The sequence below is a fragment of the Candidatus Doudnabacteria bacterium genome, from assembly GCA_037200925.1.
Classification (GTDB): domain Bacteria; phylum Patescibacteriota; class Doudnabacteria; order UBA920; family O2-02-FULL-48-8; genus JBDTSL01.
The window spans coordinates 305,658-330,924 of record JBBCGO010000001.1; the positions used below are offsets into that span (position 1 = coordinate 305,658).

A 25,267-nucleotide genomic window follows, 5' to 3' on the forward strand; every position below is an offset into this window, starting at 1 on the left:
CCGCTTCCCTTAAAGCGATTGAATCTCAATCCTTCTGCTTTGCCGGGCCGCTCCAAGGCAGACATTCGCTGGGGGTATGGAACGGCAAGAACGAGGAGTTGGCATAGTGCGCGCGCTTAGGATACCCAAGGCCGCAGGCCAAATGCGCGATCTTCTTTCACAGCCGGCGCATGGCGACGCCTGGCTGGCGATCAACACAACCTCTGCCTTCTCCTCGCGAGGCCGAAACTGCCGGCCTCTCACTCAAACTCAAACTTAAAACAACTGGTAGCTACAAATGTAGTTCCAGTTGAGTATTTTGTCAACAGGTGGCACAGTCTCTACCAGCCGCCTCCTCCGCCTCCGCCTCCGCCGCCTCCAACACCGCCCCCGCTAAACCCGCTGCCTCCGGAGGCGGCAGTACTAAAGCTTGCCGCCGAAACGCTGCCAAAATTCCCCAGATCATGGGTAAATGCAATGGCGGAAAATTGCGGCCCCCAAACTCCGCCATACCAGGTTGGCGGCTGTTTATAGATATTCTCAAATTGCGCAGCCCATTCTTTTTCAACTTTTAACACTATCGCATACGGCAGCAGTTTTTCAAAAACTGCAGGCGTTTTTTCCGGGGCATTATGGAATCTGATCCGGTCCGCCTCGGCAACCGACAGATATTCTTGCAAGCCTTTAATTTGATCCCGGACCAAAACTCCTTTTTCCGTCCGCCGCGGCATTATGTATCCGAAAGCAATTATTAACAACCCTGTCAGGATCAGACTGAAAACCGAGGCAAAATTCGGCGGCAAGCCCACGTTGCCCAGGTAAGGCGCGCTAACAATCGAAAAGACGATCACTGCCAGGCCCACCGAGATAAAAAGGCTTTTGATGACAGTCGGGTTGCTGCTAAAATAGCCTTTGTTCACGGTGTTTTTATAAACATCCATCATTATTTGACTGGCTTTGGAAGAAAAGCTGCCTTTCAGATCGGATGTCTTGACGCTCTGTTTGCCGTCAAATAATCCGGTCAAAAGTTGTTGGTCAAAACTATTTTCCAGATCATCGAAAGGTTTGAGCAGATCCAATTGGTAATCATAAGAGGCAAAAAGAGATGCTGCAAAGGAGTGTTCCTCGATGCGGGTGATCTTTAAATAACCTTGGACCGCCAGCTGGATAATTTCCGCCGTTAAATCACGGTTATCAACTTTTCCGTCAATGATTGCCCCGACCTCGATTGGACTGAGGTTGTCAGGCGGTCCGTATTCGGCAATTATAACCTCCCGGTCTTTGGGGTCCCTGCCTTTTTTGTTCCAATAGTAAAGCAAAAAGATGAATGCCAAAAGCGGAATTACAAAACCCCAATTGTCAGTCAAAAAATCTTTTATTTTCGAAAGTGTCCCGGGAGGAGTGACTATTCCTTTGGGCCAGCCGACCACGATCGTCATGCCTTGGCCCGGCTGCAAAGGTTGCGTGTATGTAAAATTGATAATTTCTCCGGCTTTTTCAGAATTGCAAAGAGTACTGCTGCCCATAGCGCCGATAAAACAAGTGGCCTGTATATCCTGCTCTTTGATCCCGGACGGCAATTCCACAGTTGCCGATGTTTGGCCGATCGGCACTTTCCAGTCTGTGCCCAGCGTATTCCAGTACAGTTCGTCGTGATCGGAAAAGAAATTTATGGCCCGTTTTACGTCATAAGTAATAATATAAGTATGCGCTCCGGCTATTGTGACATTAGGATCCCCGATCTTAATTTCCATATTGTCGCCGATGCCGGAAACTGAAAACGGCTGGGGAACGCCTTGGTCATCAGATACTTTTATATTGGACAATCTTAAATTAAACGCGGACAAGCCGGTATTATACTTTACCGGAATATCCCGATATATGCCGTGGTGCGCCACATTGCCAAAATCATAGCGGATGGTTTCCTTTACGTTGATGGTGCTGTCAGTATTGACTTTGATATGAACATCAATGTTCGTAGCTGATTCAGCGCTGCCCGAAAGCTGCGCCTGAACCAGAAGCGGCATAAATAGCAAAATAAAGATTGCGGCAAACTTCTTCATGTTATTTACTGGCCAAAATGCTCTTTTTATAGCTTTCCAAATTGTCCAGCGCAATACCTGTGCCTTTGACCACGCACAATATGGCGTCTTCAGCCACATACGCCGGCACGCCGGTCGCCTGGCCGATAAGCTTGTCTATATTTTTCAGCAAAGCCGTGCCGCCGGTTAGGATCATGCCTTTGTCAATAATATCCGCAGCCAGTTCCGGCGGCGTTTCCTGCAGCACTGACCGGATGGCTTTGATGATCTCGCGCAGTTCTTCCTGGATCGCTTCTACCACTTCATTGGTTGAAACTTGGATGGTTTTGGGCAGGCCCTGGACCATATCGCGCCCGCGGATCTCAATGACGGTCTCTTTTTCTACCGGCAAAGCTGAGCCGATCTTGATCTTGATTTCTTCAGCTGTCCTGTCTCCCACTGCCAAACCGTGTTTTTTCTTTATGTAATCCGCAATGGCCTGGTCCATCTTATTGCCCGCCACCCGCACCGAAGTTTGCGTCACGATCCCACCCAAGGACAGGATCGCCACGTCAGTGGTGCCGCCGCCCATATCAATGACCATGTTGCCCGCAGCCGCGGCAATATCAATTCCCGCCCCGATGGCCGCGGCGACAGTTTCTTTGATCACGTACGCGGCTTTGGCTCCCGCTGCTTGCGCCGCATCTATCACCGCCCGCCTCTCCGTGGAAGTGATCCCGCCAGGCACCGAGATCATGACCTCAGGCCGGAAAAACCGGATATTGCCAGTGGTTTTATTGATAAAATACCGAAGCATGGCCTCGGTCACGCGGTAATCAGCGATCACTCCGTCCTTCATCGGCCGGTGAGCCACGATCGTATCCGGGGTCCGGCCCAGCATTTCTTTCGCTTCCGCACCCACAGCCAGGATCCGGTTGTCGATTATTGATATCGCGACCACTGTCGGCTCGTTGAAAACTATGCCTTTCTTCGGCACGAAAACCAAAGTGTTGGCCGTGCCCAGGTCAATCCCTATCTTTTGTAAAAACATGATTAGTCTGTCCTTTTAATGTCTGCGCCGATCGCGCCTAGTCTTTCTTCTAATTTCTCATATCCGCGGTCAATATGCTCAACGCCGTCTATTTCTGATTCTCCATTTGCAACAAGTGCTGCGATGACCAGAGTGATGCCCATGCGCAGGTCGTAGCTAGTTATCTTAGCATTATGTAAAGGGGTCGGGCCAGTAATTTTTACGCGATGCGGATCCAGGATCTCGGCCTGGGCCCCCATTTTCTTCAACTGGTCAATGTACCCGAGCCGATTTTCATAAAGCCATTCGTAAACCAAAGATTCGCCTGTTGCCTGCGTCGCCAGCACGGCCAGAGCCGGCACATCATCTGAGGCTAGTTTCGGGTAAAGCCCGCATTGGATCTTTGATGCGGCATAATCCTGCTTGGGCGGCGAAACGTGCACGAAATCGGATCCAGCATCAAAATTAACTTTCATTTTTGCAAGCTGCATCAAAAAATCATCTAGATACTCCGGGTTTAACCCTGTTACTTTCAAATCAGCCTTGGTGGCAGCCCCTAAGGCAATAAAACTTGCCGCTTCATTGGAATCGGGGATCAATTCAATTTCTGCACCGTGCAAATTTTTTACACCATCAATAATAATTGTCGTAGTGCCGATGCCGGAAATTTTGGCTCCCATTTTATTTAAAAATTCGCACAGCTGCTGTACGTGCGGCTCCATAGCCGCAAGCTTGATGGTCGTTTGGCCTTGTGCCAAAACACTTGCCAGAATAGCATTTTCAGTGGCAGTGACGGAAGACTCAGGCAATACAATTTTCGCGCCTTTAAGCTTTGCGGCTGAAATTTCAATTTCTCCATTAGAGGAAACATTCGCGCCCAAAGCTTCAAATGACGCCACGTGGGCATCGATCGGCCGTTTGCCGATCAGGTCGCCTCCGGGAAAGCTCATTTTAGCTTTTTTTGTGCGGCCCAGAAGCGCGCCCAACAGAACAATTGAACCGCGCAGTTTGCCGGTCAATTCGGGATTTAATTCAGATTTGTTTAAATTTGCAGCATTGACCGATAAAGCATGATCAGAAACCTGCACCTCAACTCCCAAGTCTGTGATGAGATCAACCATAACCTGCTTATCCTTGATTTCAGGCACATTGGTAAACCTGCAGGGCTCAATTGTCAGCAAGCTTGCGGCAAACAACGGAAACAAAGCGTTTTTAGATCCTGAAACGCGCATTTCCCCCTTCAACTTTTTTCCGCCGTTGATAATAAACTTGGACATATTTTAAAATCCGATGAACTCCGGTTCAGGTGCTAATTCTATTCCGGTTTTCGCCAAAACTTCTGCTTTGACCAGTTCAAACAATTTCATCACATCCGCGGCTTTAGCTTGGCCCAGGTTAACTATAACCAATGGCTGGCGTTCCCACAACCTGGCATCGCCTGCGCTGCGGCCTTTCAGTCCGCAAATGTCTATCAGAAACGCTGCCGGGACTTTGATCCCATCTGCCTGGGGAAATTTGTTCACTGCCGTGATCAATTTATCTGCTGTTTCGCTGCCGAAATTCTCCTTGATGCGTTCCAGCGTGGTATCAAATTGCTCTTTGTTTAAAATAATGTTTTTAAAAAATGAACCGGCCGTGCCGACTGCCGCAAGGTCCGGAAACTTACTTTTACGGATCTCAATGATGGCCTGTCGGATCTGCGGTTGCCCGGGATCGGGAGTATTTTCAAAATATTTTTTGACGTCAGCGTAATCAAGATTTGGTTTTGGCTGTTTGGAAAGCTTGAATGTCACGGACAAGATCGCGTATTTATTTTTCCAAACAGTGTTAAATCGGCTTTGGCGGTAAGCGAAAGCGCAATCCTGGTTGCTGAAATTTTTCAATTCCAGACTGGCAAGGTCAAGCGCTTCGACATTCTCCACCACTTGCGAGGCTTCCTGGCCGTATGCACCAACATTCTGAACCGGAATGGCCCCGACAAAACCCGGGATATTGGAAAGGTTTTCAATGCCCCATAAATTCCTTGATATGGCCAGCATGACCACTTCGTCCCAGATTTCCGAACTGCCCGCGCGCAACTCCGCGGTTTCTCCCGCTTCTTTCACTTCAATGCCTTTTATGTTCATCGCGATCACCAGCCCTTGGAATCCTTTATCTGAAATGAGCAGGTTGCTGCCGCCGCCCAAAATAAAAATGCCAAGCTTGTTCCGTTTGGCCATCCTCAGCGCCTCTTTCAGTTCCTCTAAATTGCGGACCGAAATAAAATATCGGGCCAGCCCGCCAATGCGGAATGTCGTTAACGGCGCCAGCGAATAGTTTTCTTTTATATCCATAAATAGCCTAGATATTCTAGCAATTTTGGAGCAAAAATAAAACCCCTGACCGCGGAGGACAAAAGCCGGCAAAATTGCTAAAATACCTTAGTTATGACCCTGCGAAACCGATTTACTTTGGTTATCTTTGGAATAATACTTTTTCTGATAATCACCCCTGCCCTCGTGCTCTATGCGCGCGGTTTTAAAATTGACTGGCAGAATCACAAGATCACCAAGACCGGAGCCATGGTCATCAAAACCGATCCGTCAAATGCGGACGTTTTTCTTAACGACATCAAACAAGCGGGCCAAACTCCGAGCAATATCCGGTTTCTGCTCCCGGGCGATTATGACGTCAGGATAGAAAAAGACGGCTACCAGTCCTGGACCAAACGGTTAAGCGTCAAGGAACAATATGTGACCACCATCAATTTGGACCGCGATTTTATCAGTCTGTTTCTCAAAAAACCGCAACTGGCGCAGTCGTGGACTGCCGGCTCAACCAGCCTCTCAAACACCAGGGATGAAATTGTTTTTTTAAACGGAGAGCAAGTCAACGTCATTAATACGAACAACGGCGATTTGACGAACCCGGGAAGTATCAGCGGGATCAAACTGCCTGCTCTGCCTCAAGTCCCGTTAATTTGGCAAAACAGCAAAGCTGTTTTTCAAGCCATAGAAAAACGCGCGGACTGGGGCCTGACCGACGATCAGATCTCTCAAATTACCCGGATCGAAACCGATGGCGCGCACACTAGCGCTTTGATCGGTCCGGATTTGTACGTACTGGATAACACGGCCCCGCTGCTTTTGGAAAAAAACGTTCTCACATTTACTTTGGAAAATGACAATATCTGGTATTTGACAGGGAATTTCTTGAAAAGATTCAATTACTCGACAAACCAAACTGCAACGATCAGCACTACAGCCCCGATCGCAACAAGCGGACAGATCATCCCGGCCGGCAACCAGATTTACGCTATTCTAAACTCCAGCCTGTTCGTTTTAAATGACAGCTTCGAAAAGATCTATGACAATGCGGCGGAAGCTTTCTGGAACGCGGATGCAAAATTGCTGACTTTCTCCAATAATAACGAGATCCTGACCTACAACCCGGCCGATCAAAAAACCGACCTCATCCTTCGCAGCGCCGGTCAGATAAAAGATCCGGTCCTGAATTGGACCGACGGGTACGTTTTTTTTGAAAACGAGAAACAGGTCAAAGCCGTGGAACTTGACGGCCGCGATCATCGGAACATTTATACCATAGCCGGCCTGCCTGACGATCAGTCATCATTTACGGTTTCATCTGACAGCAGGACGCTTTACATATTCAACAGCACACAGATCAGCAAATACGGCATTCAATAGCTAGAAACCGGCTTTATCCAGAGCTTCATTGACCAGCTCGTCGGCCAATTGATTTTTTTCCCGCGGCACGTGCACGAACTGCACGTGTTTAAATTTACCTAGCAGGCGAAAAACCTGGGGCGCCAGGTCCTGCAGCCCGGGCTCGCGGACTTTATATTTTCCCTGCATTTGCTTGACCACAAGCTCTGAATCCAGATGGCAAACAACCTCAGTAGCGTTAAGTTTCTCCGCCGCTTCAAGGCCTGCGATCAAAGCTTTGTATTCCGCCTGATTATTTGTAGTCTCTCCTATCATTTGCCCCAGCCGTTTCAGTTCCTTCCCTGACTGATCAAAAATTGCAATTCCAATGGCAGCCGGCCCCGGATTGCCTCTGGCGCCCCCGTCGGTGTACAAAATAAGTTTACTCATTGATCTTTATATCCAAAATCTTTAATTGCATATCTTTTCGGCCGTTCCATTCATTGCTTGAAAGTTCAAACACGGAATCAATTTTTTTACCGGGCACGATAGTGCCGACCAAAAAACCCTGGCCAAATGCGATGGCTTCCAGCACATGCCCGCCGAATCTCAAGCGCATTTTTAGATGCTGATTAGCATTGCCTACAGTTTTATATTCCAATATTTCGAACCCGCGTCCCACTAACTTCGGCTTCAGGTTTCCTGTGCCGAATGGTCCGAACAATTCCAAATATTTCAGATTATCCCAAGTAATATCCTCGGGGTTTACTTCCGCGTCAATTTCCACCACCGGGTCGCTCAGAGCCAGATTCGACTCTTCGGCGTATTCCAAAAGTTTTTGGTGGAAGCCCGGAATATTCTCCGAAGCCAGCGTAAACCCCGCGGCTTGGGTGTGCCCGCCGTATTTCTGCAGCAGGTCCTTGGCAAAATTCAGCGCCGCTACGATGTCAAAATTTGGGACCGACCTGGCTGAACCGACGGCCACTCCTTCCAAGACGCTCAGCGCCAGCACCGGCCGGTTGTATTCTTCAGAAAGCCTGCCGGCCACCAGACCCACAACGCCTTTCGGCCAATCATCCCCTGCAGCCAGGAGAACTTTTTTATCCGCGATCAGCTCCAGCTGTGAACGCGCTTCGCTGGTGATTTGTTCCGTCAGCACCTGCCGATGCCGGTTCAGCTCATTTAATTCATTGGCCAATATTTCAGCTTCATTTAAATCTTTTGAAACCAAAAGCTTAAATGCAATGTCCGCGTGCTTGATCCGGCCGGCCGCATTAATGCGGGGCGCGAGAATGAACCCTAAAGTGAACGCATCGTATTTGTCTGACCGCAGTTGCGCTGAAACCAACAGGGCATGCATGCCCGGCCAGCGGGTTTTCTCCAAAACCTTCAGGCCGAAACTCACCAAAATGCGGTTCTCTCCCGTTAAACTTTGGCAGTCCGCGACTGTGCCCAAAGCCACCATGTCCAAAAGCCATTTCTCCCAGCCTGAGTTTATTCGGCTGAATAACGCCTGAACCAGTTTAAATGCAACGCCCACCCCGGTCAAATATGGAAAAGGGTATTCATCCGCCGGATTTTTCGGATTGATAATGGCCAAGGCAGCAGGCAAGTCGCCGGTTATTTCATGGTGGTCAGTGATGATCAGATCCACGCCCAAGTCGCGGCATAACTGAGCTTCCACCACGGCATTGATCCCGCAATCTACCGTAATGATCAATTGCCCGCCTTGCTCCGCGATCTGTCTGACAGCGTTCTCGTTCATCCCATACCCTTCCGTGAACCGGTCCGGAATATAGGCTGTGGCATTAGCTCCAAGTTTTTCCAGAGCCAAATACAGAGTGGCTGCCGCGGTAATGGCATCAGCATCATAATCGGCATAGATCGTGATCTTTTGTTTGGCTTCGATAGCGGACCAAATTCGCTCAAAAGCTTTCTGCATGTCCTTAAATTTGAACGGATCGTGAAGTTTTCCGAAATCCGGATCCAAAAAATCCCTGATCGCATCAGACGATGAAATATCGCGCAAAGCGAAAAGCTTGAGAATCAAATTCGGATACTCCGGCAACTCAGGTAAGGTTTTTGTTTCAAGAGATCTAACAACCCATTGTTTTTTCATATAGCTGTTATTTGAGCATCATATCAAAAAATCGCCTTGAAGGCGATTTGATTTTTTTTAGAGGACAGAAAAACCCTGCCGCTTATCCTCATCCGGATCAACCGGGGTCTGCGGCGGCTGATAAGTCAGCATCTCTTCGGCTTTTCTGACAATGTTTATGGGACGGTCAAATCCTTTGACCATAAACTCCACAAATGGCAGCTTGCCGGCCTTTGCGCGGTCTTCTGGCCTCCCCAAGTGCGAAAAAATTATCACCGGGGTGGTTTCCGTGGATTTATTGCTGCGCAGTTTTTCGATGAGTTCAAAGCCGGACATATGCGGCATCAGAATTCCCGTAAACACCAGGTCGGGCTTGTTTTGCTGGATTTTTTCCCAGGCGTCCTGGCCGTCATCGGCTGTGGTGACTTGATATCCGCCTTCTTTGAACAGATCTACGTATAAATCGCGCTGCGCAAGATCGTCATCGGCAACTAATATTTTCTGGTTCATATTACATCTCCGTTTGTTTAATCATCTGCGGTAAAAGGCTGATCCCGGTCATTTCCGGAGGACTCTGGATCCCCAATAATTCTAGCATAGTCGGAGCCACATCGGACAGCACTCCGACCGGAACCACCCCTGCCAGGGATGTAAGCCCTGCTTCTTTCGGATGCAGGCGCTTGAACTGGGATGCGACAAGTATAAACGGCACAGGATTGGTCGAATGTTCTTTATTGATCCCGCCGGACCTGATATCCAAAAGCTCTTCGATATTGCCGTGGTCAGCGCTGATCAGCAGGCAAATATCTTCCGCGAGGCACTCCTCGGAAATTCTTTTAATGCATTCGTCGATGACTTTGACGGCTTTGATGCAAGCGCTCATGTCGCCGGTGTGCCCGACCATGTCAGGATTGGCGAAATTAACCAGAAAAAAAGTATAGCTTTCCTTCAGTTTCCCCAAAAGCACTTCCGTGATCTTATAGGCCGACATTTCCGGCACGTCCACGTAATTTTGATAATTGGATACGGGAGAAGCGATGATCTCCCGGTCCTCGCCGGGAAAAGGATTGATGACGCCGCCGTTGAAAAATACCGAGATGTGCGCGTATTTCTCCGATTCTGCGATGTGAAATTGCCGCAATCCTTTTTTACTGATCACTTCCGTCATGCCCATTGTGACCTCCTGGGGAGGAAAAGCGATCTTCACCGGCAGGTCATTGGCAAACTGGGTCATTGTCACAACAAATAAATTCTTGAACTGTTTGGGAGGCTGGACGAATTTATTGAAATTCGGTTCGACCATGGCGCGCACAAGCTGAAGCGCGCGGTCGGGCCGGAAATTGAAGTGGATGACCGCATCATTGTCATTGATGGTCACAACCTTGCCGTCATCCTGCAATATTACCGTCGGCGGCACCATTTCATCAAAAATATGCTGTTCATAGCTGTCTTCAATGGCGGCTTGGGCGCTCCCCGCCTGTTTGCCCTCTCCAAAGACCATGGCCCGGTAAGTTTGTTCGGTTAAAACCCAGTGTTCAGCGCGGTCCATGGCATAAAATCTGCCCGTGACCGTGGCGATCTTCCCCACATTGAAATTTTTAATTTTTTTCGAAAGCTTATCCAGGCTTTCTAATGCGATCTGCGGCGGAGTATCGCGTCCGTCCAGAAACATGTGAATAAATACTTTTTCCAAGCCGTGTTCGGCGACCAGGCCCAGGAGCGCATAGAGATGCTCGTCATAACTGTGCACTCCGCCGGGACTGATCAGTCCGACCAGGTGAAGCGCGGAATTATTCCTTTTTACATGTTCAATACTTTCCAAAAAAACAGGGTTTTTAAAAAAACTCCGGTCTTTGATCGACAAAGTTATGCGCGACAGGTCCTGGCCGACAATTCTGCCGGCTCCCAGATTCAAGTGCCCGACTTCCGAATTGCCCATCTCTCCCCACGGAAGCCCCACCGAAGGGCCCGAGGCCTGCAAAGTTGTTGCGGGATAATTTTCTATCAGCTGATCGATAGTCGCGGGTTCCGCCAGCGTGATCGGATTGCCGTGCGATGCTGAGGCGATGCCGAATCCGTCAAGAACGACCAGAAGTAATTTTTTATAAGTTTTGATTGCCATTTATTTCAGTTCCTCTTCTATCTGCATCAGTCTGTTATATTTCACAACCCTTTCGCCCCGGGCGACAGAACCGGCCTTAATGTAATCAGCCCCGATCCCTACTGAAAAATCCGCAATAAAATCATCTGTAGTTTCACCGCTTCGGTGCGACGCAATAACCTTGTATTTGTTCTTTTGAGCCAAGGCCACAACGGCGAGCGTTTCCGTAATTGTGCCTGATTGATTAGGTTTTATGACGATCGCATTTCCCACATTCTGTTCGATCCCTTTATGCAAACGCTCAATGTCCCCGGCGAACAGATCATCACCCGCAAGCAGACTTCCTTCTCCCAGGCGCTTTTGCATCATCTGCCAGCCTTCCCAATCATCTTCCGCCAGCCCGTCTTCTATCGAAACGATCGAATACTTATCCGCCCATTCCTTCAGAAGCGACACAAACCGCTCCGCGCTTAACGATGCATGATCGGCGTTCAAAACATATTGCTTGTCAAATTCTTTATACAACGAGGAGCCGGCCACGTCCAGTGCCAGCGACAAATCGCGGCCAAGCGCAAATCCCGCTTCTTTGGCGGCGGTCATGATAAAATCCAAAGCCTGCCTGTTCGATTCAACCATAGGTGAAAAACCCCCTTCATCGCCTAAATTTGCGTTCAAGCGGCGGCCTTTTAAAACTTTTTTTAAAGAATGGAAGATCTCAGCGGCAACACGGACATTTTCAGACATTGAATCGAATCGCGGCATAAGCATGAATTCCTGAATATCTATATTGGTATCGCCGTGCTTGCCGCCATTGATGACATTGAACATCGGTTTGGGTATTTTCAATTGTTTTTTTTTATGCAAAAGGGCGACATATTTATAAACAGGAATTTTTTTAGCCAGTGATGCGGTTTTCGCCGCAGCCCCCGATACTCCCAGAATCGCATTGGCGCCGAGTTTCTTTTTGCCGGACGTCCCATCAAGGCTGATCAAAGCCGCGTCCAGTAGAGACTGGTCAAATACATTCATCCCGCGGATATTTTTGGCAATGATCGTATTCACATTCGCCACAGCTTTAGAAACCCCAAGACCGCCAAATTCCTTCCCGCCATCCCGCAATTCCTGTGCTTCAGCCGTTCCGGTCGAAAGCCCCGACGGGACGCCAAACGTCCCTCTTGCAGTCCCTGCCTCAACTGTCACCTCAACTGTGGGATTGCCGTTAGAATCAAGGATCTGCCGGGCAAGGATATTTTTTATCGGCGTATTAGGCATGATTTAGAGCCTTGATCGCCGGCAGTTGCTTGCCTGATAAAAATTCCAGCATAGCCCCGCCGCCAGTGGAGACATGGTCCACGAATTGCGAAACTTTTGCCTGATCCACAACTTGGGCCGTCTCGCCGCCTCCGATCACTCCAAATGCGCGGCCTTTCGATCTTGAGGCAAAAATCAGGGCCAGGGCTTTGCTGCCATTGGCGTATCTTGGCTGTTCGATCAGGCCAAATGGCCCGTTCCAAACCAAAGTTTTCGCCCCTTTGATAATACCGGCGAACTTGCGTATGCTTTTTGGCCCAATATCAAAAATGGATTCCTCAGGCCTGACCTTATCAATAGGTGTCACTCTGGCCCTTGCTTCCAAACTCGTGGCTACAACGATATCAACAGGCAAAACAATTTTATCTTTATAGTGCCTCAGCAGCTCGCGAGCAACTGCGATATCTGATGTTTTGGACTTACCCACTTCGTAGCCGTGAGCTTTCAGGAAAGTATTCGCCACTCCTCCGCCGACAATGATGTTGGATGCTTCTTTGGCCAGACTGTGGATCGTCCCGACCTTGTCTTCGATCTTGATCCCGCCGATCAGCATGACCAGCGGTTTCTGCGGATCCTTCATAACTTTTGAAAAAGACCGGATCTCTTTCATAAAAGAGAGCCCGGCGTAAGCCGGCAATTTTCTCGCCAAGCCGAAAGTCGAAGCTTCCCTCCGGTGAGCCATGGAAAAAGCTTCGTTGACAAAAACATCTCCAAAACCGGCCAGCAGGTCAATAAATCCTTCGCTATTGTCTTCTTCGCCTTTATAAAACCTCAGGTTTTCCAGAAATAAAATACTGCCTCCCGGCAGATCCCGGCTCATTTGGACGTAATCCGACTTCGTGATGTCTGCAGGCAGAAAATTGATATGCTGCACGGAATAATCAGGCAAGTGGTCTTTGATTTTTACTACTTTTAAACCGAGTAATTCGCCAAGTTTTTCCGCGGCCGGCCAAAGACTTTTAGTATTTTTATGATGCCCGTCCGGCCGGTCGAGATGAGAGAGCAAAATAATTCTGGCTTTTTGCTTTATCAAATATTTCAAGGTCGGCAAAGCATCTTTGATCCGAGTATCATCCGCCACTTCCCATTGTTCGGTGTGGATATTTTTTTTTCAATGGCACATCAAATCCGGCGCGCAATATCACGCGCCGGTCTGTGACTTTGACGGATGAAATAGATTTTATCATTGAGTTTGCGATCCCGTCACGATCACCCACCCGTTCGGCACGTCGCAGGGTGTGGGGAATTGTTTGACCTCTCCGGTCGCAGGATTCTTCGCAGTTGTAATTACTTGGATGCAGGCAATCGGCTCATTGCTGATCGGCGATGTAAATCCAAAAGTGGAAAGGATCTGGCTTATTAGATCTTTTGTTCCTCCGGGTGCGCCAATCTCTAAATACTTATTTTGAACGGATATAGTGGCGGTTGGTATTCCCAAAACACTATCGTAGATCTTCGCACCGAGGCCATTGATCGCAGATTCAGCAACGTTGCTTTTCGACGCTACCAATAATTGTTCTTCTGTGGTGAAAGCGGCTTGATTTGGAAAAATTTTCACATACAAAACATTGTTAGCAGTGGTTTGCGGAGGAGACTGCTGCTGTTTTATTGAGTTAAAGTTGATCCAGACAATCCCGGCTTTGTCGGTAGTTACGTCTCCTTCGCTCCAATCAACTGGGTATTTAAAGGCAATGCCGTATTTTGTATTCGTATAAGTTTTCCAGGTGGAAGTATCTGCTGCCGCGCTTGGTTCAGTAAACTTGACATTAGAAACGATTTGGTCAAAATCTATATCAAACTTCGTAGGAGGTTTGGGGTAATTGATGTGAAATAGATCCGTTTTATTCAGCTGAACAATGACATGGAATTCGGATTGACCGGTTGAAGAATAATCCAATCGGATCGCCGGTTTTCCGCCGACAGTTATGTCTGTTTTTGGCAGTTGTTCAGGCGTAAGCTTAAAGGCAGCAAGCTGCTCTGTGTACCATTCATCCAACGGAAGGTTTTTTGGATTTCCGTTCGGCTCAACCTCAAACGTCACCAGCGAATTTGCCGCGGTTTGCGACGGTTCCAGGATGGAAATACTGTAAAACGTTCCTGTGCCCTCCAGCCCTACAAGCAATGTCGGCGGATATTTAAAACTAAACCCGTACTGAGAATTCGTATACGTTTTCCAGTCCGCTGTTGGGTCTTTGTGAACGACTGGTTGAGCCGGCGACGGGACGGAGATTGTTGATTGCCAATACCAGATGCCGGCTACAGCACATGCGCCTAAGACCAAAAGCGAAGCTATCACAGCAATGAACTTTGGCGTGAAAGTTTTTTTAGGCGGCGAAATGTCCTGCTGTTGTTGTATTGGGGTTATTTCCATATGGATGTGATGAATTTGATCACTGCAGAAGTTTAAAATCCTTTATCCCTAAACCAAAAATATCTAAATAAACCGAGCATAAATAAGGCTCTTGGCTTTTAAAATTCGGGTCAATACAATCTGATCCGGGACTGGGAGGTTGTTGGATTTGTTTTTCAAATACATATTTACTATTCCTTCCCAACTCCTGGCCTTGATCGCAACCCGGTGTAGTTGCGCTTTGGCAAGCATCTTTCTTCCAACTGTTCAGAGGAGTAATAGCTATCCACCAAACAGCAAAATGGTCTGCTGTATCCTTTAACTTATGGTCGAGAGGTAATCCGAACATCAATATAGTTGTGTTAGGAAAAACTTGATCATCAGGACGAGGAGTTATTTCGTCGACCGTATATTTGGTCCAGCTATCAGGCATCGTCAGTTGAAATCCATATTTTGCGTTGGTATAAACTTTTGAGGTCAGAATAGTGCCAATGCTCGGAGTCGTAAACTTGAAAGTGGAAAGGATTTGGGTAAGAACCGGACTTAAATCCGTATCGCTTGGGTAAAGCTCTATTGTGTAGAATTTATTTTTGTACGGTGTATCCAAAAAAAGAGATTTGTGTTCAGCTCCTAGTCCTGTCGCGTCACGATGCGTATTCCAATCGATTCCACCAATAGACATAGTGGGTCCGGCACCTTGAAAATTCTTAATCCCCGAATCTTCAGTCAAGCTTGAGGAAAATTCCGCATATGAAAAATCATTGTCGGATACTGTCTTAGTTACTTGTACTGTACTAAATTTTGTCAGTGGATTAGGATCGGCATTGCTTTCATCTGAAAGATTCCAGTCATTTGGATACTTAAACTCAAACCCATACTGAGCATTCGTATAAGTTTGCCAGGTTGCCGTTGGATCGACCTTCACTTTATGCACCGGCAGATCGACTATGGCCGGGATCTGCCTGACTGTCTGCCAATAATAAAGGCCCGCGACAATGGCAGCTAAAATCGCAAACAGAAAAACAAAACCCAAAATCATATGCCGGCTGAACCAATTTTTCTTTACATCCGGATGGAAATTGAAATTAGGTTCATTTGATTGATTTTGCGGTTCCATATATTTATTCCTTCCCGATCAGAATCGCCTGCTCCACGAACCGATTTGAATATCCGAACTCATTGTCGTACCACGCGATGACCTTGACCATATCGCCATCCAGGACTTGAGTAAGGCTCAAATCCACGATGGCTGAATGGGTATTGCCTATGATATCGGATGAAACGATCTGGTCCTCCGTGACCTGCAAAACATTTTGCCACAGGGGATTTTTTGAATACTCCACGAATGCCTGGTTGACCTCTTCTTTCGTGGTCTTTTTATTTAAGATCAATGTAAAATCCGACAGCGATCCGACCCGCGTCGGCACGCGGAATGCCATGCCTGCAAGCAATCCTTTCAGTTCCGGAATAGCTTCAGTGGTAGCGATGGTGGCCCCCGTGCTGGTGGGAATGATATTCTCGGCCGCAGCTCTTGCCCTGCGCATGTCATTGGATTTTCCTCCCGGAGGCGGCCCGTCAACCAAATTCTGCTCTGCCGTATAGGAATGGATCGTGGACATCATCAGTTTTTTGATCCCGAACTTGGTATTCAGCACCGCGATCACCGGTGTGATGCAATTGGTTGTGCAAGAAGCGTTGGAAATGATCTTTTCACCCTTATATTTTTCGTGGTTCACGCCGATAATGAAAGTCGGAGTGATACCCTCGTCTTTTGCCGGCGCTGAAATAATTACTTTTTTTGCTCCGGCCTTCAGGTGAGCTGAGGCGGCTTCGGTAGTGATGAACCTACCGGTTGATTCCAAAACCACATCCACATTCAAATCACGCCACGGCAGCATGGCGGGGTCTTTTTCCGCAAAAACCGGATATTTGTTGCCATCTACAATGACATTGCCGCCCGAAGAAATTAGCGGATTGGCTTTGGCTTTTATCAGATCCGAAGAAACCTGCTTGCCGTAAGGCCCGTAGTTAGTGTCGTAGCGCAAAAGCTGCGCCCAAAACGGCAGGATCGGTCAGGTCATTCACCGCCACCACTTCAAGCTCAGGTTTGGTCAGCGCTATTTTAAAGGCCTGGCGCCCGATGCGCCCAAAACCATTTATGGCGATCTTTATCTTATCCATGATTTATTTCAATAATTGCAGCAGAAAAGCGACGATGAACAGCGCCCAAACGAGAAAAATGATAAATTCAATATTATCTTCAAACAGAAAATAGCGATGAAGATGCTGGTCCAATGTTTTTCTTGTTTTTTTTGCCATACGTTTTGATTAATTTTTTTAATTATTTTATTTAAGATTTATTCCTCAAAGCAGTGATATTACTGTATTCCGTTAAAAAGTTTCAACCTCCCTTCTACCACTTTTTCTATTGCATCTACGGCAGGTTGTAAAATTTTATATGGAGCGATTTCGTCAGGATGTTCGGCTAAAGATTTTTTAAGCGCCTCGTCGTAGGCCACACGTATTTCAGTATTAATGTGGATAATTGAAATGCCCGCCTTGATCGCATTTGTAAAATCCACATCACGCAATCCTGAACCACCGTGCAATACGAGAGGCACGCCCGTTGCTTTTTTTATTTCTCCCACACGCTCTTCATTTATATGAGGTTTGCCGCTTTTTATGAGGCCATGGATGCTGCCGACAGATGGTGCGAGCATATCTGTGCCGGTCATTTCCACAAATTTCTTAGCATCTTCGGGTTTCGTCAGGATCCCGGCGCCTTCCGGTATGGTATCTTTTATATTTGACCCTGAACCGATAAACCCCAGCTCTGCTTCTACTAAAATATCTCTGCCGGTTTCCTGAATCACACTCTTGGCATATTCTACGGTTTGTTTTGTGATCTTTACATTTTCTTCGAAACTCAAATTTGCCAGATCTATGATCACGGCATCGAAGCCCGCGTCAATCGCACTCTTTGCACGCTCAAAAGAATAATGATGATCAGCATTCAGGAAAATAGGGTAATTATCTTTCGCTCTAATCTGATTGATCATCCCAACTGCTTCGTTCTTGCCGACAAAATCTTCCTCGCCTTCGGAGAGCCCGATAATGACGGGCACTGCCAGTTTTTTTGCAGCATTATAGATCCCGTGGAATCCTTCCAAATTTGAAATATTAAAATGTCCGATAGCAACGCCTTTTTCCTCGGCTTCTTTCACATATTCTCGCAATGTTTTCATAAAAGAGTTAAAACCTTATACCTGCTTTAAGAATATCCCACAATCCCGGCAATGTGGCTTTATTATTTGTGGCCTGGCACAAAGCATAGACCACCTGATATTGGCAATTCCAGCCTTTGGATTCTATCAGCAGGCTTGTGACTCCGCGCCAATACAGGAACAGGACCACCACGATCGCCAGCAAAATAAGTTTTACTCTCATTTTTTTCTTCAGGTACATATTAATGATTTATCGGATGCCGGTATCGATATTGAAATCCGAAGTTGTAGTCTGGCCGGATTTGATAGTGACTGTGCCGACTGTCATACTGAGCTGGTCAACTCGCATTCCGCTGGCCTTCAGGGTGTATGTGCCTGCGGGCAGGGAAAATTTGTAATTTCCGTTTCCATCAAGGTGCTGGCTTGCGACCAAGCCGTTATTGCCAAAAACACCGACTTGTCGCGCCATATTCATCTCTGGCGTAGCCTGGCACGGATGGCCCGCTTGCTCCACGGGACAGATCGGCCCGATCGTCACATGTCCCAAAAGCGTTCCCATTGACGAGGTTGATGAATTTGGATCACTAAATTTAAAAGTCTTTAGCATTTCATCCAATCGTTTCCAAACAGCATTCGCATCAACTTCCGCCACTGCCCCGGGGGTGTAGTTGCCGATGTTGGCAATTCCGATGGTCTGACTGACTTCCATACAATCTTGGCCATGAAAAACCCGGTAAATTCTGGTTTGATAGTTCGTCCCGGCCGCTCCTTGGTTTTCATCGGATTCATGGAATATCACACCGTTAACTTCATACGTCTTAGCCGCGGCAATGCAGTTTGATTCTGAACTTTGCGGCTGGACTGCAACCGTCAGATTGGCCGAACCAAAATTAGTTTTCGGATAAAGGCTTTGCGGGAGCACCGCGCTGATCAAGCTTTTGGCCGCATGTTTGAAGAAATTTGCCTGGTTGCCGGACGTATCAAGATCATAATTTTTATCATAATTAAACTGGAAACCATATTCGGTGTTCGTGTAAGTTCCGGTTTTCGGCGCCAGATGCATTGGCTGCATAAAATCTCCCGGGATCGGCTGGTAAGCCATTTGCCAATAATAGATCAGGCTGACTGCGGCTGCGAAAGCCAGTAAAACAAATAGAATTCCTAAAAATCTGAATTTCATTTGTTCATCTTCTTTTTGTGAAGCTTTGTGAATTTTATTTTTGGGGTTTGCCATGTTATTTAATATTTATTCTACAATAAAACAAGTTCTCTGGCTCTGAATTTTGGATGTGTTTTAAGATATGCTTCGATCTGCGGCTTGGACTGGAGGCCTTTGTGGGGGCCCACGAACTGCACCACGTGTCCGCCGTTGACAGTGCCCCACGCGATCGCTTCCTCTATCGGCTTGCCGTAAAAGATGGCGGATGTGAAGGCAGTGCCGTAAGCATCTCCTGCTCCGGTGGCTTCGATGTGCGGACCGATAAATTCATCCATGAACCAGACCTTGGGCGAGCCGTCTGAGGCGTATGATCCGGCCCGGCCATCGGTGATGACGGCTATCTTGGCGCCCAATTTATGCATTCCTTTCAGCAACGTTTTGACATTTCTGGTCTGATGCTTTAAGACCAATTGAGCCTCTTCGCGGTTGAGGAACAAAATTTCGGTCCGTTTATATATCCCTTTCAACTTTTCCGTACCCATGCGCATCTGAAAAGTGCCCGGATTGAAAGACAATTTGATCTTCGGATTTTTCACTAAAAATCTCTCCAATTCCTTGTTAAATTTCTCTGTGCCGGCGGCCATTGATGAAAAATAGATCCATTTGGTATCAAGTTTATGAGGCAATTTATAGAGAAATTTGTTGTGTTTGATCAGGATAGTGCGCTCGCCCTGGAACGAAAGCACAAAATGAAAATTGGTCTGTGCGCCCTTATTGATGTGGATAAACCGGGTGTCGATGCCTTCTTCCGTCAGCTCTCTGATGATCTTTTGCCCGCTTTCATCATCGCCGACCGAGGTGACAAAGGCGTCTTTCATGCCCAATCTGGTCGAGCCAACTGCATTGTTTGTGGAGTTGCCGGCCGGCAGCAGGGTCAAAGTGTCATAAGGGATCTTGTCCGCAAAAGACATGCAAAGCTGGCAATTCGTATGGTCCACCGCGCAATGCACAGAAGCTTCATGCAATTGGATGAAGGCATCAATGGTCGCATCCCCGATTGAAACTATGTCGTATTTGGCCATTTTTTGTTTCCTAATGTTATTTTTACTTCTTTATTATAATGAATTGTTAATTTTTTGTAAAATTAAAAGCCCCTCTTCAATATGAGGGCTTTTGGGACTAGGTTAATTTATTCCTGAAGGACTGGCGGTCTTAACTCCGGCCGTATATCCGGCGATGTCAGCGCTTAAACAAAATGTCAACTGATAGCTCTGTCCGGAATTAAGCTGTTGGTAAGTGTAAGTATTCTGGGCTTGGGTGCAGGTTCCACCGGCCGGAACCGGAGCCGTCGGCCATGTGGAAATATAAGTGCTCCATTTCGGATTTCCGTCATTGGGGTTGGCTGTGCCGTTTAAACTGGCCGGATAGCGATTGTTGTCATTGTAGAACAATTCCAAGCCGGTCATAAGCTGGTGTACATCTGCCATCCGCCTGGCATCATCCGCAACTCCCTGCGATTTTTTCAATATTTCAGCATAGTCGTAGGTGTGCACTCCTGCTGTCAGCAACGGGTTAGAAGAAAGATCGGTATGGTCTACCTCCAAGCAATATTTTAAGGTGAAGTTTGTCAGATCAGCGGATACCGTATAAACATAGTTATTGTCCGAGCCGGAGCAGGGGGAAGCTGACGAGGCAACAGGGGTTGGTACGGCGTCCATGTAATTGGGAACCAAAGATTGGAGAGTGACCGGGAATTTTTTTGAATTATTTTCAGAATATATTCCCAGTCCGCCAAATATCGTGCCTAGATCAATTAATCTTTGCGCATCCCGCAGCTCTGCCGGGGTCAATATTGTGATTGTAACCTGCTCACTCACAGTACCGCTGGCACTGGTCGCAGCCAAAGTATAAGTCGTGGTCGCAGTCGGAGTAACGTCTTTCGAACCGGTTAAATCTACCGGACTGTTGTCCAAAGTTACGGTTGTAGCATCCGAAGTCGACCATTCCAAGGTGGTGGTATCACCGGGTTTGATCTTGGCAGAATAAGCATCGAAGTAAGAGATCGAGGGTTGGCTGTTGTTTACAAACTCCACTGTGGCAGATTGACTAACAGACTGTCCGTTAAAAGTCGCAGTCAAAGTATATGTGGTCGTTTTATCTATTACATCCGCGGCTCCACCACCACTACCGACAGGATTCGGCACGTCTTTAATCTCCGGGGTAATATTTACAACACTGCTTTGAGGAATCACTTGCCAGAGAAGAGTCGGGCCATATTTTTCATTGGGATCTATGGCGGTTATACTCTGTGGCGTAACATCAAATTGTAAAATCTGCGGGGCAGTTAAAGGCGCCAGTGTAAATTTGATCGGCGATCTGGCCAGTTCAACGAAAGTGTTCCCTGTATCATCATTAATATCATTGGCATACATGTATGCGGTGTGTTCAAGTCCATCGCGGAGATTATCAGGAATAATGACTTCAAAACCGTGATTGCCCGTTACGCCCAAAGCCGAATTAACATCAGGCCGGCTGATATATGCGCTGCCGGCGGCATTTGAATCTCCTCGTTTCGCGTCAAAAAAAGCCCAAACTAATAGTGAGCTATCAAGAGAATCCTTATCCAATGCCCAGCCATGAATTACACCATTTTCGTCTATAGTGTCCGTAAAGCCGACCGGAAGCTGATTTATTGAAACAGTCGGGCCTATTGGCAGTGCCAGATCTTCCGAATTGGCTTTATTGATGTCGCTTGCTTTGTGGCCCCAGGATTTGAATATGGCCATGGACGGGAACGGATAACGCTGATCCGTGCCCAAAAAAAATACAGTATGCTTGCTGTCTACGACAACGGAACCCTTGGTATGCCGTGTTGCGGCGGAGGCAAAAGGAACATTAATGAGCAGTCCTACGGCTAATATTAGCCCTAAACACCCGATCGCTTTCAAAAAATTTGTCATTAAAATTTGGGGTTAAATATACGAACTAACCAGTATACCCCTCTCTGATGCTATTGTCAATGCTGGAGGTGATACAAGTCTTTTTATTTAATCACGGACCCAAATATTGCAGACAATAATAATACTTGTCTAAGTGCTGGACCGGAGTAACTGACGGACAATTGGAATCGGGTATAACGCTTTCCTGCATCCATATCAGGTAAGCACCTGGGGGATCAGGGGGGCCTAGAAAGATCGACCCAACACCGTTCCAATGAGCATTGTACAGGAGCCGGTTATACGCATTCGTGCCCTGGTCAGCGTTATTGTCCGGAAATATTGGCAAAAAAGGCGTCATGTCAGTGACCAATGCATCCGAACCTTCATAAAAACCGTCCCAGCAGGTCTCGTTGGCGGGGCCGAAACAGCTAAAACCGTTCGCAGCGCCGTTGCCGTGCGGCTCGTTCGGCGGCCAGGAGCTGTTATGTGTCTGATAATACAAATTCAGGGCGATGACGACTTGTTTTTTGTTTTGAAGCCTTTTGACATCGCGGGCTTTGAGCTGCGCTGAATCTAAGTAAACCAAAAATATCGCAGACAAAAGACCGATAATGGCAATGACGACAAGCAATTCTATTATTGTAAAACCAGAACCTCTTTTTGGTTTCATATTATTTACCGGTCAAACCCGTCTTTTCGCCCGGAATAGCATTCGCATCCGGTTTGGCAGTTGGCTGTTCGGCAATCAACTGGGCCGGCGATATAGGCGGAGGCGGGTTTATTTTTTGGTCGTTCAGCTGTTCAAATCGCTTCTCGTCCCGATTCAACCGCTTATATAGAACGAAAATCACTATTGAAGCAAAAATAATGATTATAAAAACAATAATTGCCACAGCGGTGGTTTTGCCATGACCTTTGATGCTTGCGGCCAGCTGATCAAACTTGGTGTCAATCGATTTTTTAGCAGCGATCATTTGTTGGCAATCAGCAACATACGGATCAATATACTTTACCAAAGAAAAATCCGGATTGATGTTATCTTTTGCCTGGTCAAATTCAGAAATCGCGCTCCTGCAATGGCTGGCCTGCATTAGTGCCAGCCCACGGACGATGTGATCAAAATAATCCGAATTCCCGTTCAATAAATTACTGGCCTGCAAAAAATCCTTGGGTATCTGGATCGGAATTGCAAAGGCAAAATTATCCCCTTGGCTATTGGTGCTGGTGTCGGATTCGTAAGTTACCACCCCGATCGCTTCCCCGGATGCGTTAAACAGCGGTCCGCCGCTCGATCCGGGCGAAATTTTGGCGTCGGTCTGGATAAGCTGGAAGTCCTTGTTAACGGAATCCTTAAATGCGCCTATTGAGCCTTGGGTGAATGTCGATTCGCTCAAATTCGTACCGTTAGCGTCAGCACTGGCCGGGAAGCCAAAAATATAAATCTTATTGCCTGCATTCAGACCGGCAGAATTGCCGAGTTTGATCACCGGAAGCTTGCCTTTGGGATCGATCTTTATTTCGCCCACGTCCTTTCCGTCAAATTCAAAATTAGAGTTGGCGCTCACAAGAGTGGCGACAGAACCGTCCTTCACCGAATCGGAAAGAGTATTTTTTATTGACGAAGGATTGAGCACGGTCAGTTCATTTTTCAGATTCGCAGTATTGTGAGCCAGAATATATTTTAGTAGATTCTGGTAAATTTCAAGACCCTTTGCCCCCGCATTATCCTGGGTATAACCGAAGCTTTCCAATTGTGCATCTGAAAATTGGGAAAATTTTTCGGCCAAAACCAAATAAGCCAGGCTTTGGGCCTTGGTCACCAGATCGGCATTATCCGAAACGACATGAGCATTGGAAAGGATATAACCGTCCGGACTGACCACAAAACCTGTCCCCAGCAGATCATCATCCACATTGACCTTCAGAGGCAGGCCGTGGTCATCAAAAATATCGCCGGTTTTGAGGTCAAAATCAAACGAATCAAAAGAAACATCTCCGGAAATATGGTGCACGATCCGGACAACTCCCGGCTTGACCAGATTCACCAGATCTTCCTGGCTTAAATTCGCGGGCGGAATATCGGAACTGTAAATTATTTTCTGTGAATTTAAATAAACATAAACACCGGCGGCAGCCAGCATCAAAATCGCCGCGAAAACGCCCAAGCCCAAGAGGATTTTTTTCATTTTTTTCTTTTTAGGACTTTTTTGACTGCATTAATGATCGCTTTGCTGTCCATTCCCCATTTAGCGATCAGTTCGTTCTGTTCCCCGCTTTCGCCGAAGTGGTCAGGCATGCCCACGAACTCCTGAGGCACGGGAAAATTGCGCCCCAAAACTTCGGCCACAGCTCCGCCCACTCCGCCTGTGATCTGGTGCTCTTCGGCAGAAACAGCGCAGCCGGTTTTTTTCACGGATGCTGTAATGGTTTGCTCGTCGATCGGTTTGACCGAAGCAACATTTATAACCTCGCACTCAATCCCTTCTTTTGCAAGCTCATTGGCCGCGGCAAGAGCGTAATAGACCTGCGGACCGGCCGCGGCGATCGTGCAGTCCTTGCCTTCGCGGAAAACCTGCGCTTTGCCAATTTCAAACGGCGTTTCTTCTACTGTAAATTGAGGGGTTTTTTCGCGGCCCAGCCGGATATAAACCGGGCCATTGATCTTAGCCGAGGCCAAAGTGGCTTTACGCGCTTCAATTGCATCGCATGGGACTAGAACTGTCATGCGCGGCAATACCCGCGTGATGGCAATATCTTCCATTGCTTGGTGCGTCGCGCCATCAGGCCCAACCGATATCCCGGCGTGCGAGCCCACGATTTTCACATTGTTGCCGCCATAGCAGATAGAGACTCTGATCTGATCCCAATTCCTGCCCGGAGAAAAAGTCGCGTATGAAGTGATGAACGGGATCTTTCCTTCATGCGCAAACCCGGCCCCTAAGCCGGCTAAATTTTGTTCGGCCACGCCGACTTCCACAAATCTTTCGGGGAAAGCATCGGCAAATGCCTGCGACCGGGTTGATTCGGTCAGATCGCAGCAAAGCACAACCACATCCGGATTTTCCTTGCCTAAGATCATCAAGCCCTCGCCATATCCATTGCGGATCGGGACTTGCTTCATATCGGACGCATATAAATTATCGACTAATTTGATCATGGGTTATATAATTTTCCGAGGTCTTTTATCACCTTGCCGATCCCGAATCTTTCGATCTCTTTTTTTACGCCGGCCTTATCAAAAGGGGTCAGATCCGGATTAAGTTCAACTAATTCCAAGATCAGTCCTGCGGCTCTGTCTTCCAATTCTCCGGTTGGCAGCCCGGCATTATCAACTTTGACTAGATCCGAAGTCACGCTGGCCAAATCGGAACTTAACTTCTGGAGTGGATTCAAATTTTCACTTCCCGGATC

The 25,267-nt window shown here is 47.4% G+C and carries 25 protein-coding genes; 1 reads left to right on the forward strand and 24 read right to left on the reverse strand.

Going from position 1 to position 25,267, the window contains the following annotated elements:
- Window positions 1-320: 320 nt before the first annotated feature.
- The 4 genes from WDN47_01770 to murB are packed head-to-tail and all read right to left on the reverse strand — an operon-like array spanning window position 321 to window position 5,363.
- Entirely contained in the window at window positions 321-2,042 is a 1,722-nt protein-coding gene (locus tag WDN47_01770; protein MEJ0021290.1) for a DUF2207 domain-containing protein, read from the reverse strand.
- 1 nt (window position 2,043) lies between these two features.
- Entirely contained in the window at window positions 2,044-3,051 is a 1,008-nt protein-coding gene (locus WDN47_01775; protein MEJ0021291.1) for a rod shape-determining protein, read from the reverse strand.
- A 2-nt stretch (window positions 3,052-3,053) separates the two neighbouring features.
- The gene (gene murA / locus WDN47_01780) at window positions 3,054-4,307 is read right to left on the reverse strand and encodes a UDP-N-acetylglucosamine 1-carboxyvinyltransferase (GenBank protein ID MEJ0021292.1); all 1,254 of its coding nucleotides are present in this window, start codon (window positions 4,305-4,307) and stop codon (window positions 3,054-3,056) included.
- A gap of 3 nt (window positions 4,308-4,310) precedes the next feature.
- Complete coding sequence (gene murB / locus WDN47_01785) at window positions 4,311-5,363, reverse strand: UDP-N-acetylmuramate dehydrogenase (GenBank protein ID MEJ0021293.1); 1,053 nt, start codon at window positions 5,361-5,363, stop codon at window positions 4,311-4,313.
- A 93-nt stretch (window positions 5,364-5,456) separates the two neighbouring features.
- Between murB and WDN47_01790 the strand changes: the two genes are divergently transcribed.
- Entirely contained in the window at window positions 5,457-6,716 is a 1,260-nt protein-coding gene (locus WDN47_01790; GenBank protein ID MEJ0021294.1) for a PEGA domain-containing protein, read from the forward strand.
- On the opposite strand, the gene WDN47_01795 is transcribed toward WDN47_01790, so the two are convergent.
- The 20 genes from WDN47_01795 to WDN47_01890 all read right to left on the reverse strand — a co-directional run bounded on the left by WDN47_01795 (window position 6,717) and on the right by WDN47_01890 (window position 25,249).
- Window positions 6,717-7,124 carry a ribonuclease HI family protein gene (locus WDN47_01795; protein ID MEJ0021295.1) on the reverse strand — a complete coding sequence of 136 codons (408 nt, stop codon included), beginning with the start codon at window positions 7,122-7,124 and terminating at the stop codon, window positions 6,717-6,719.
- Window positions 7,117-8,793, reverse strand: coding sequence for a single-stranded-DNA-specific exonuclease RecJ (recJ, locus tag WDN47_01800; GenBank protein ID MEJ0021296.1), 1,677 nt, complete (start codon window positions 8,791-8,793; stop codon window positions 7,117-7,119). Before recJ ends, WDN47_01795 begins: the two co-directional genes overlap by 8 nt.
- A 57-nt stretch (window positions 8,794-8,850) precedes the next feature.
- Entirely contained in the window at window positions 8,851-9,282 is a 432-nt protein-coding gene (locus WDN47_01805) for a response regulator (protein ID MEJ0021297.1), read from the reverse strand.
- 1 nt (window position 9,283) lies between these two features.
- Window positions 9,284-10,894: a 2,3-bisphosphoglycerate-independent phosphoglycerate mutase gene (gene gpmI / locus WDN47_01810; protein ID MEJ0021298.1), complete on the reverse strand. Its 1,611-nt coding sequence runs from the start codon at window positions 10,892-10,894 to the stop codon at window positions 9,284-9,286.
- The gene (eno, locus tag WDN47_01815; GenBank protein MEJ0021299.1) at window positions 10,895-12,145 is read right to left on the reverse strand and encodes a phosphopyruvate hydratase; all 1,251 of its coding nucleotides are present in this window, start codon (window positions 12,143-12,145) and stop codon (window positions 10,895-10,897) included.
- The gene (locus WDN47_01820; GenBank protein MEJ0021300.1) at window positions 12,138-13,265 is read right to left on the reverse strand and encodes a phosphoglycerate kinase; all 1,128 of its coding nucleotides are present in this window, start codon (window positions 13,263-13,265) and stop codon (window positions 12,138-12,140) included. Before WDN47_01820 ends, eno begins: the two co-directional genes overlap by 8 nt.
- 102 nt (window positions 13,266-13,367) lie before the next feature.
- Window positions 13,368-14,555: a PsbP-related protein gene (locus WDN47_01825; protein ID MEJ0021301.1), complete on the reverse strand. Its 1,188-nt coding sequence runs from the start codon at window positions 14,553-14,555 to the stop codon at window positions 13,368-13,370.
- Between the two features lie 19 nt (window positions 14,556-14,574).
- Entirely contained in the window at window positions 14,575-15,651 is a 1,077-nt protein-coding gene (locus tag WDN47_01830; protein ID MEJ0021302.1) for a hypothetical protein, read from the reverse strand.
- Window positions 15,652-15,655: 4 nt separating this feature from the next.
- Complete coding sequence (locus WDN47_01835) at window positions 15,656-16,579, reverse strand: type I glyceraldehyde-3-phosphate dehydrogenase (GenBank protein MEJ0021303.1); 924 nt, start codon at window positions 16,577-16,579, stop codon at window positions 15,656-15,658.
- Window positions 16,563-16,715: a glyceraldehyde 3-phosphate dehydrogenase NAD-binding domain-containing protein gene (locus tag WDN47_01840; protein MEJ0021304.1), complete on the reverse strand. Its 153-nt coding sequence runs from the start codon at window positions 16,713-16,715 to the stop codon at window positions 16,563-16,565. Before WDN47_01840 ends, WDN47_01835 begins: the two co-directional genes overlap by 17 nt.
- Window positions 16,716-16,718: 3 nt before the next feature.
- A complete protein-coding gene (locus WDN47_01845; protein ID MEJ0021305.1) occupies window positions 16,719-16,853 on the reverse strand; it encodes a hypothetical protein in 135 nt (44 codons plus the stop codon).
- A gap of 59 nt (window positions 16,854-16,912) precedes the next feature.
- Window positions 16,913-17,779, reverse strand: coding sequence for a class II fructose-bisphosphate aldolase (locus WDN47_01850; GenBank protein MEJ0021306.1), 867 nt, complete (start codon window positions 17,777-17,779; stop codon window positions 16,913-16,915).
- Window positions 17,780-17,786: 7 nt separating this feature from the next.
- Entirely contained in the window at window positions 17,787-17,999 is a 213-nt protein-coding gene (locus tag WDN47_01855; protein ID MEJ0021307.1) for a hypothetical protein, read from the reverse strand.
- A 9-nt stretch (window positions 18,000-18,008) separates the two neighbouring features.
- Window positions 18,009-18,992 (reverse strand): carboxypeptidase-like regulatory domain-containing protein, encoded by a 984-nt coding sequence (locus WDN47_01860; protein MEJ0021308.1) that lies wholly within the window; start codon window positions 18,990-18,992, stop codon window positions 18,009-18,011.
- Window positions 18,993-19,009: 17 nt separating this feature from the next.
- Window positions 19,010-19,999 (reverse strand): carbohydrate kinase family protein, encoded by a 990-nt coding sequence (locus tag WDN47_01865; protein MEJ0021309.1) that lies wholly within the window; start codon window positions 19,997-19,999, stop codon window positions 19,010-19,012.
- A gap of 102 nt (window positions 20,000-20,101) precedes the next feature.
- Window positions 20,102-21,877 carry a hypothetical protein gene (locus WDN47_01870; GenBank protein MEJ0021310.1) on the reverse strand — a complete coding sequence of 592 codons (1,776 nt, stop codon included), beginning with the start codon at window positions 21,875-21,877 and terminating at the stop codon, window positions 20,102-20,104.
- A gap of 91 nt (window positions 21,878-21,968) precedes the next feature.
- Window positions 21,969-22,526: a type II secretion system protein gene (locus tag WDN47_01875; GenBank protein MEJ0021311.1), complete on the reverse strand. Its 558-nt coding sequence runs from the start codon at window positions 22,524-22,526 to the stop codon at window positions 21,969-21,971.
- A gap of 1 nt (window position 22,527) precedes the next feature.
- A complete protein-coding gene (locus WDN47_01880) occupies window positions 22,528-24,042 on the reverse strand; it encodes a trypsin-like peptidase domain-containing protein (GenBank protein ID MEJ0021312.1) in 1,515 nt (504 codons plus the stop codon).
- Window positions 24,039-25,013: a transketolase C-terminal domain-containing protein gene (locus WDN47_01885; GenBank protein MEJ0021313.1), complete on the reverse strand. Its 975-nt coding sequence runs from the start codon at window positions 25,011-25,013 to the stop codon at window positions 24,039-24,041. The genes WDN47_01880 and WDN47_01885 overlap by 4 nt, the downstream gene beginning before the upstream one ends.
- Complete coding sequence (locus tag WDN47_01890; protein MEJ0021314.1) at window positions 25,010-25,249, reverse strand: hypothetical protein; 240 nt, start codon at window positions 25,247-25,249, stop codon at window positions 25,010-25,012. Before WDN47_01890 ends, WDN47_01885 begins: the two co-directional genes overlap by 4 nt.
- Window positions 25,250-25,267 lie beyond the last annotated feature (18 nt).

Bases quoted from the DNA above. Each gene is read 5' to 3' on its own strand.
- WDN47_01795 (MEJ0021295.1), bottom strand. From the start codon at position 7,124: ATGAGTAAACTTATTTTGTACACCGACGGGGGCGCCAGAGGCAATCCG.
- WDN47_01880 (MEJ0021312.1), bottom strand. From the start codon at position 24,042: ATGAAAAAAATCCTCTTGGGCTTGGGCGTTTTCGCGGCGATTTTGATG.
- WDN47_01865 (MEJ0021309.1), bottom strand. From the start codon at position 19,999: ATGGCCAAATACGACATAGTTTCAATCGGGGATGCGACCATTGATGCC.
- WDN47_01775 (MEJ0021291.1), bottom strand. From the start codon at position 3,051: ATGTTTTTACAAAAGATAGGGATTGACCTGGGCACGGCCAACACTTTG.
- eno (MEJ0021299.1), bottom strand. From the start codon at position 12,145: ATGCCTAATACGCCGATAAAAAATATCCTTGCCCGGCAGATCCTTGAT.
- murA (MEJ0021292.1), bottom strand. From the start codon at position 4,307: ATGTCCAAGTTTATTATCAACGGCGGAAAAAAGTTGAAGGGGGAAATG.
- WDN47_01770 (MEJ0021290.1), bottom strand. From the start codon at position 2,042: ATGAAGAAGTTTGCCGCAATCTTTATTTTGCTATTTATGCCGCTTCTG.
- WDN47_01875 (MEJ0021311.1), bottom strand. From the start codon at position 22,526: ATGAAACCAAAAAGAGGTTCTGGTTTTACAATAATAGAATTGCTTGTC.
- WDN47_01830 (MEJ0021302.1), bottom strand. From the start codon at position 15,651: ATGGAACCGCAAAATCAATCAAATGAACCTAATTTCAATTTCCATCCG.
- gpmI (MEJ0021298.1), bottom strand. From the start codon at position 10,894: ATGGCAATCAAAACTTATAAAAAATTACTTCTGGTCGTTCTTGACGGA.
- WDN47_01860 (MEJ0021308.1), bottom strand. From the start codon at position 18,992: ATGGCAAACCCCAAAAATAAAATTCACAAAGCTTCACAAAAAGAAGAT.
- WDN47_01855 (MEJ0021307.1), bottom strand. From the start codon at position 17,999: ATGTACCTGAAGAAAAAAATGAGAGTAAAACTTATTTTGCTGGCGATC.
- WDN47_01790 (MEJ0021294.1), top strand. From the start codon at position 5,457: ATGACCCTGCGAAACCGATTTACTTTGGTTATCTTTGGAATAATACTT.
- WDN47_01805 (MEJ0021297.1), bottom strand. From the start codon at position 9,282: ATGAACCAGAAAATATTAGTTGCCGATGACGATCTTGCGCAGCGCGAT.
- WDN47_01825 (MEJ0021301.1), bottom strand. From the start codon at position 14,555: ATGGAAATAACCCCAATACAACAACAGCAGGACATTTCGCCGCCTAAA.
- WDN47_01840 (MEJ0021304.1), bottom strand. From the start codon at position 16,715: ATGGATAAGATAAAGATCGCCATAAATGGTTTTGGGCGCATCGGGCGC.
- WDN47_01885 (MEJ0021313.1), bottom strand. From the start codon at position 25,013: ATGATCAAATTAGTCGATAATTTATATGCGTCCGATATGAAGCAAGTC.
- WDN47_01845 (MEJ0021305.1), bottom strand. From the start codon at position 16,853: ATGGCAAAAAAAACAAGAAAAACATTGGACCAGCATCTTCATCGCTAT.
- WDN47_01870 (MEJ0021310.1), bottom strand. From the start codon at position 21,877: ATGACAAATTTTTTGAAAGCGATCGGGTGTTTAGGGCTAATATTAGCC.
- WDN47_01850 (MEJ0021306.1), bottom strand. From the start codon at position 17,779: ATGAAAACATTGCGAGAATATGTGAAAGAAGCCGAGGAAAAAGGCGTT.
- murB (MEJ0021293.1), bottom strand. From the start codon at position 5,363: ATGGATATAAAAGAAAACTATTCGCTGGCGCCGTTAACGACATTCCGC.
- recJ (MEJ0021296.1), bottom strand. From the start codon at position 8,793: ATGAAAAAACAATGGGTTGTTAGATCTCTTGAAACAAAAACCTTACCT.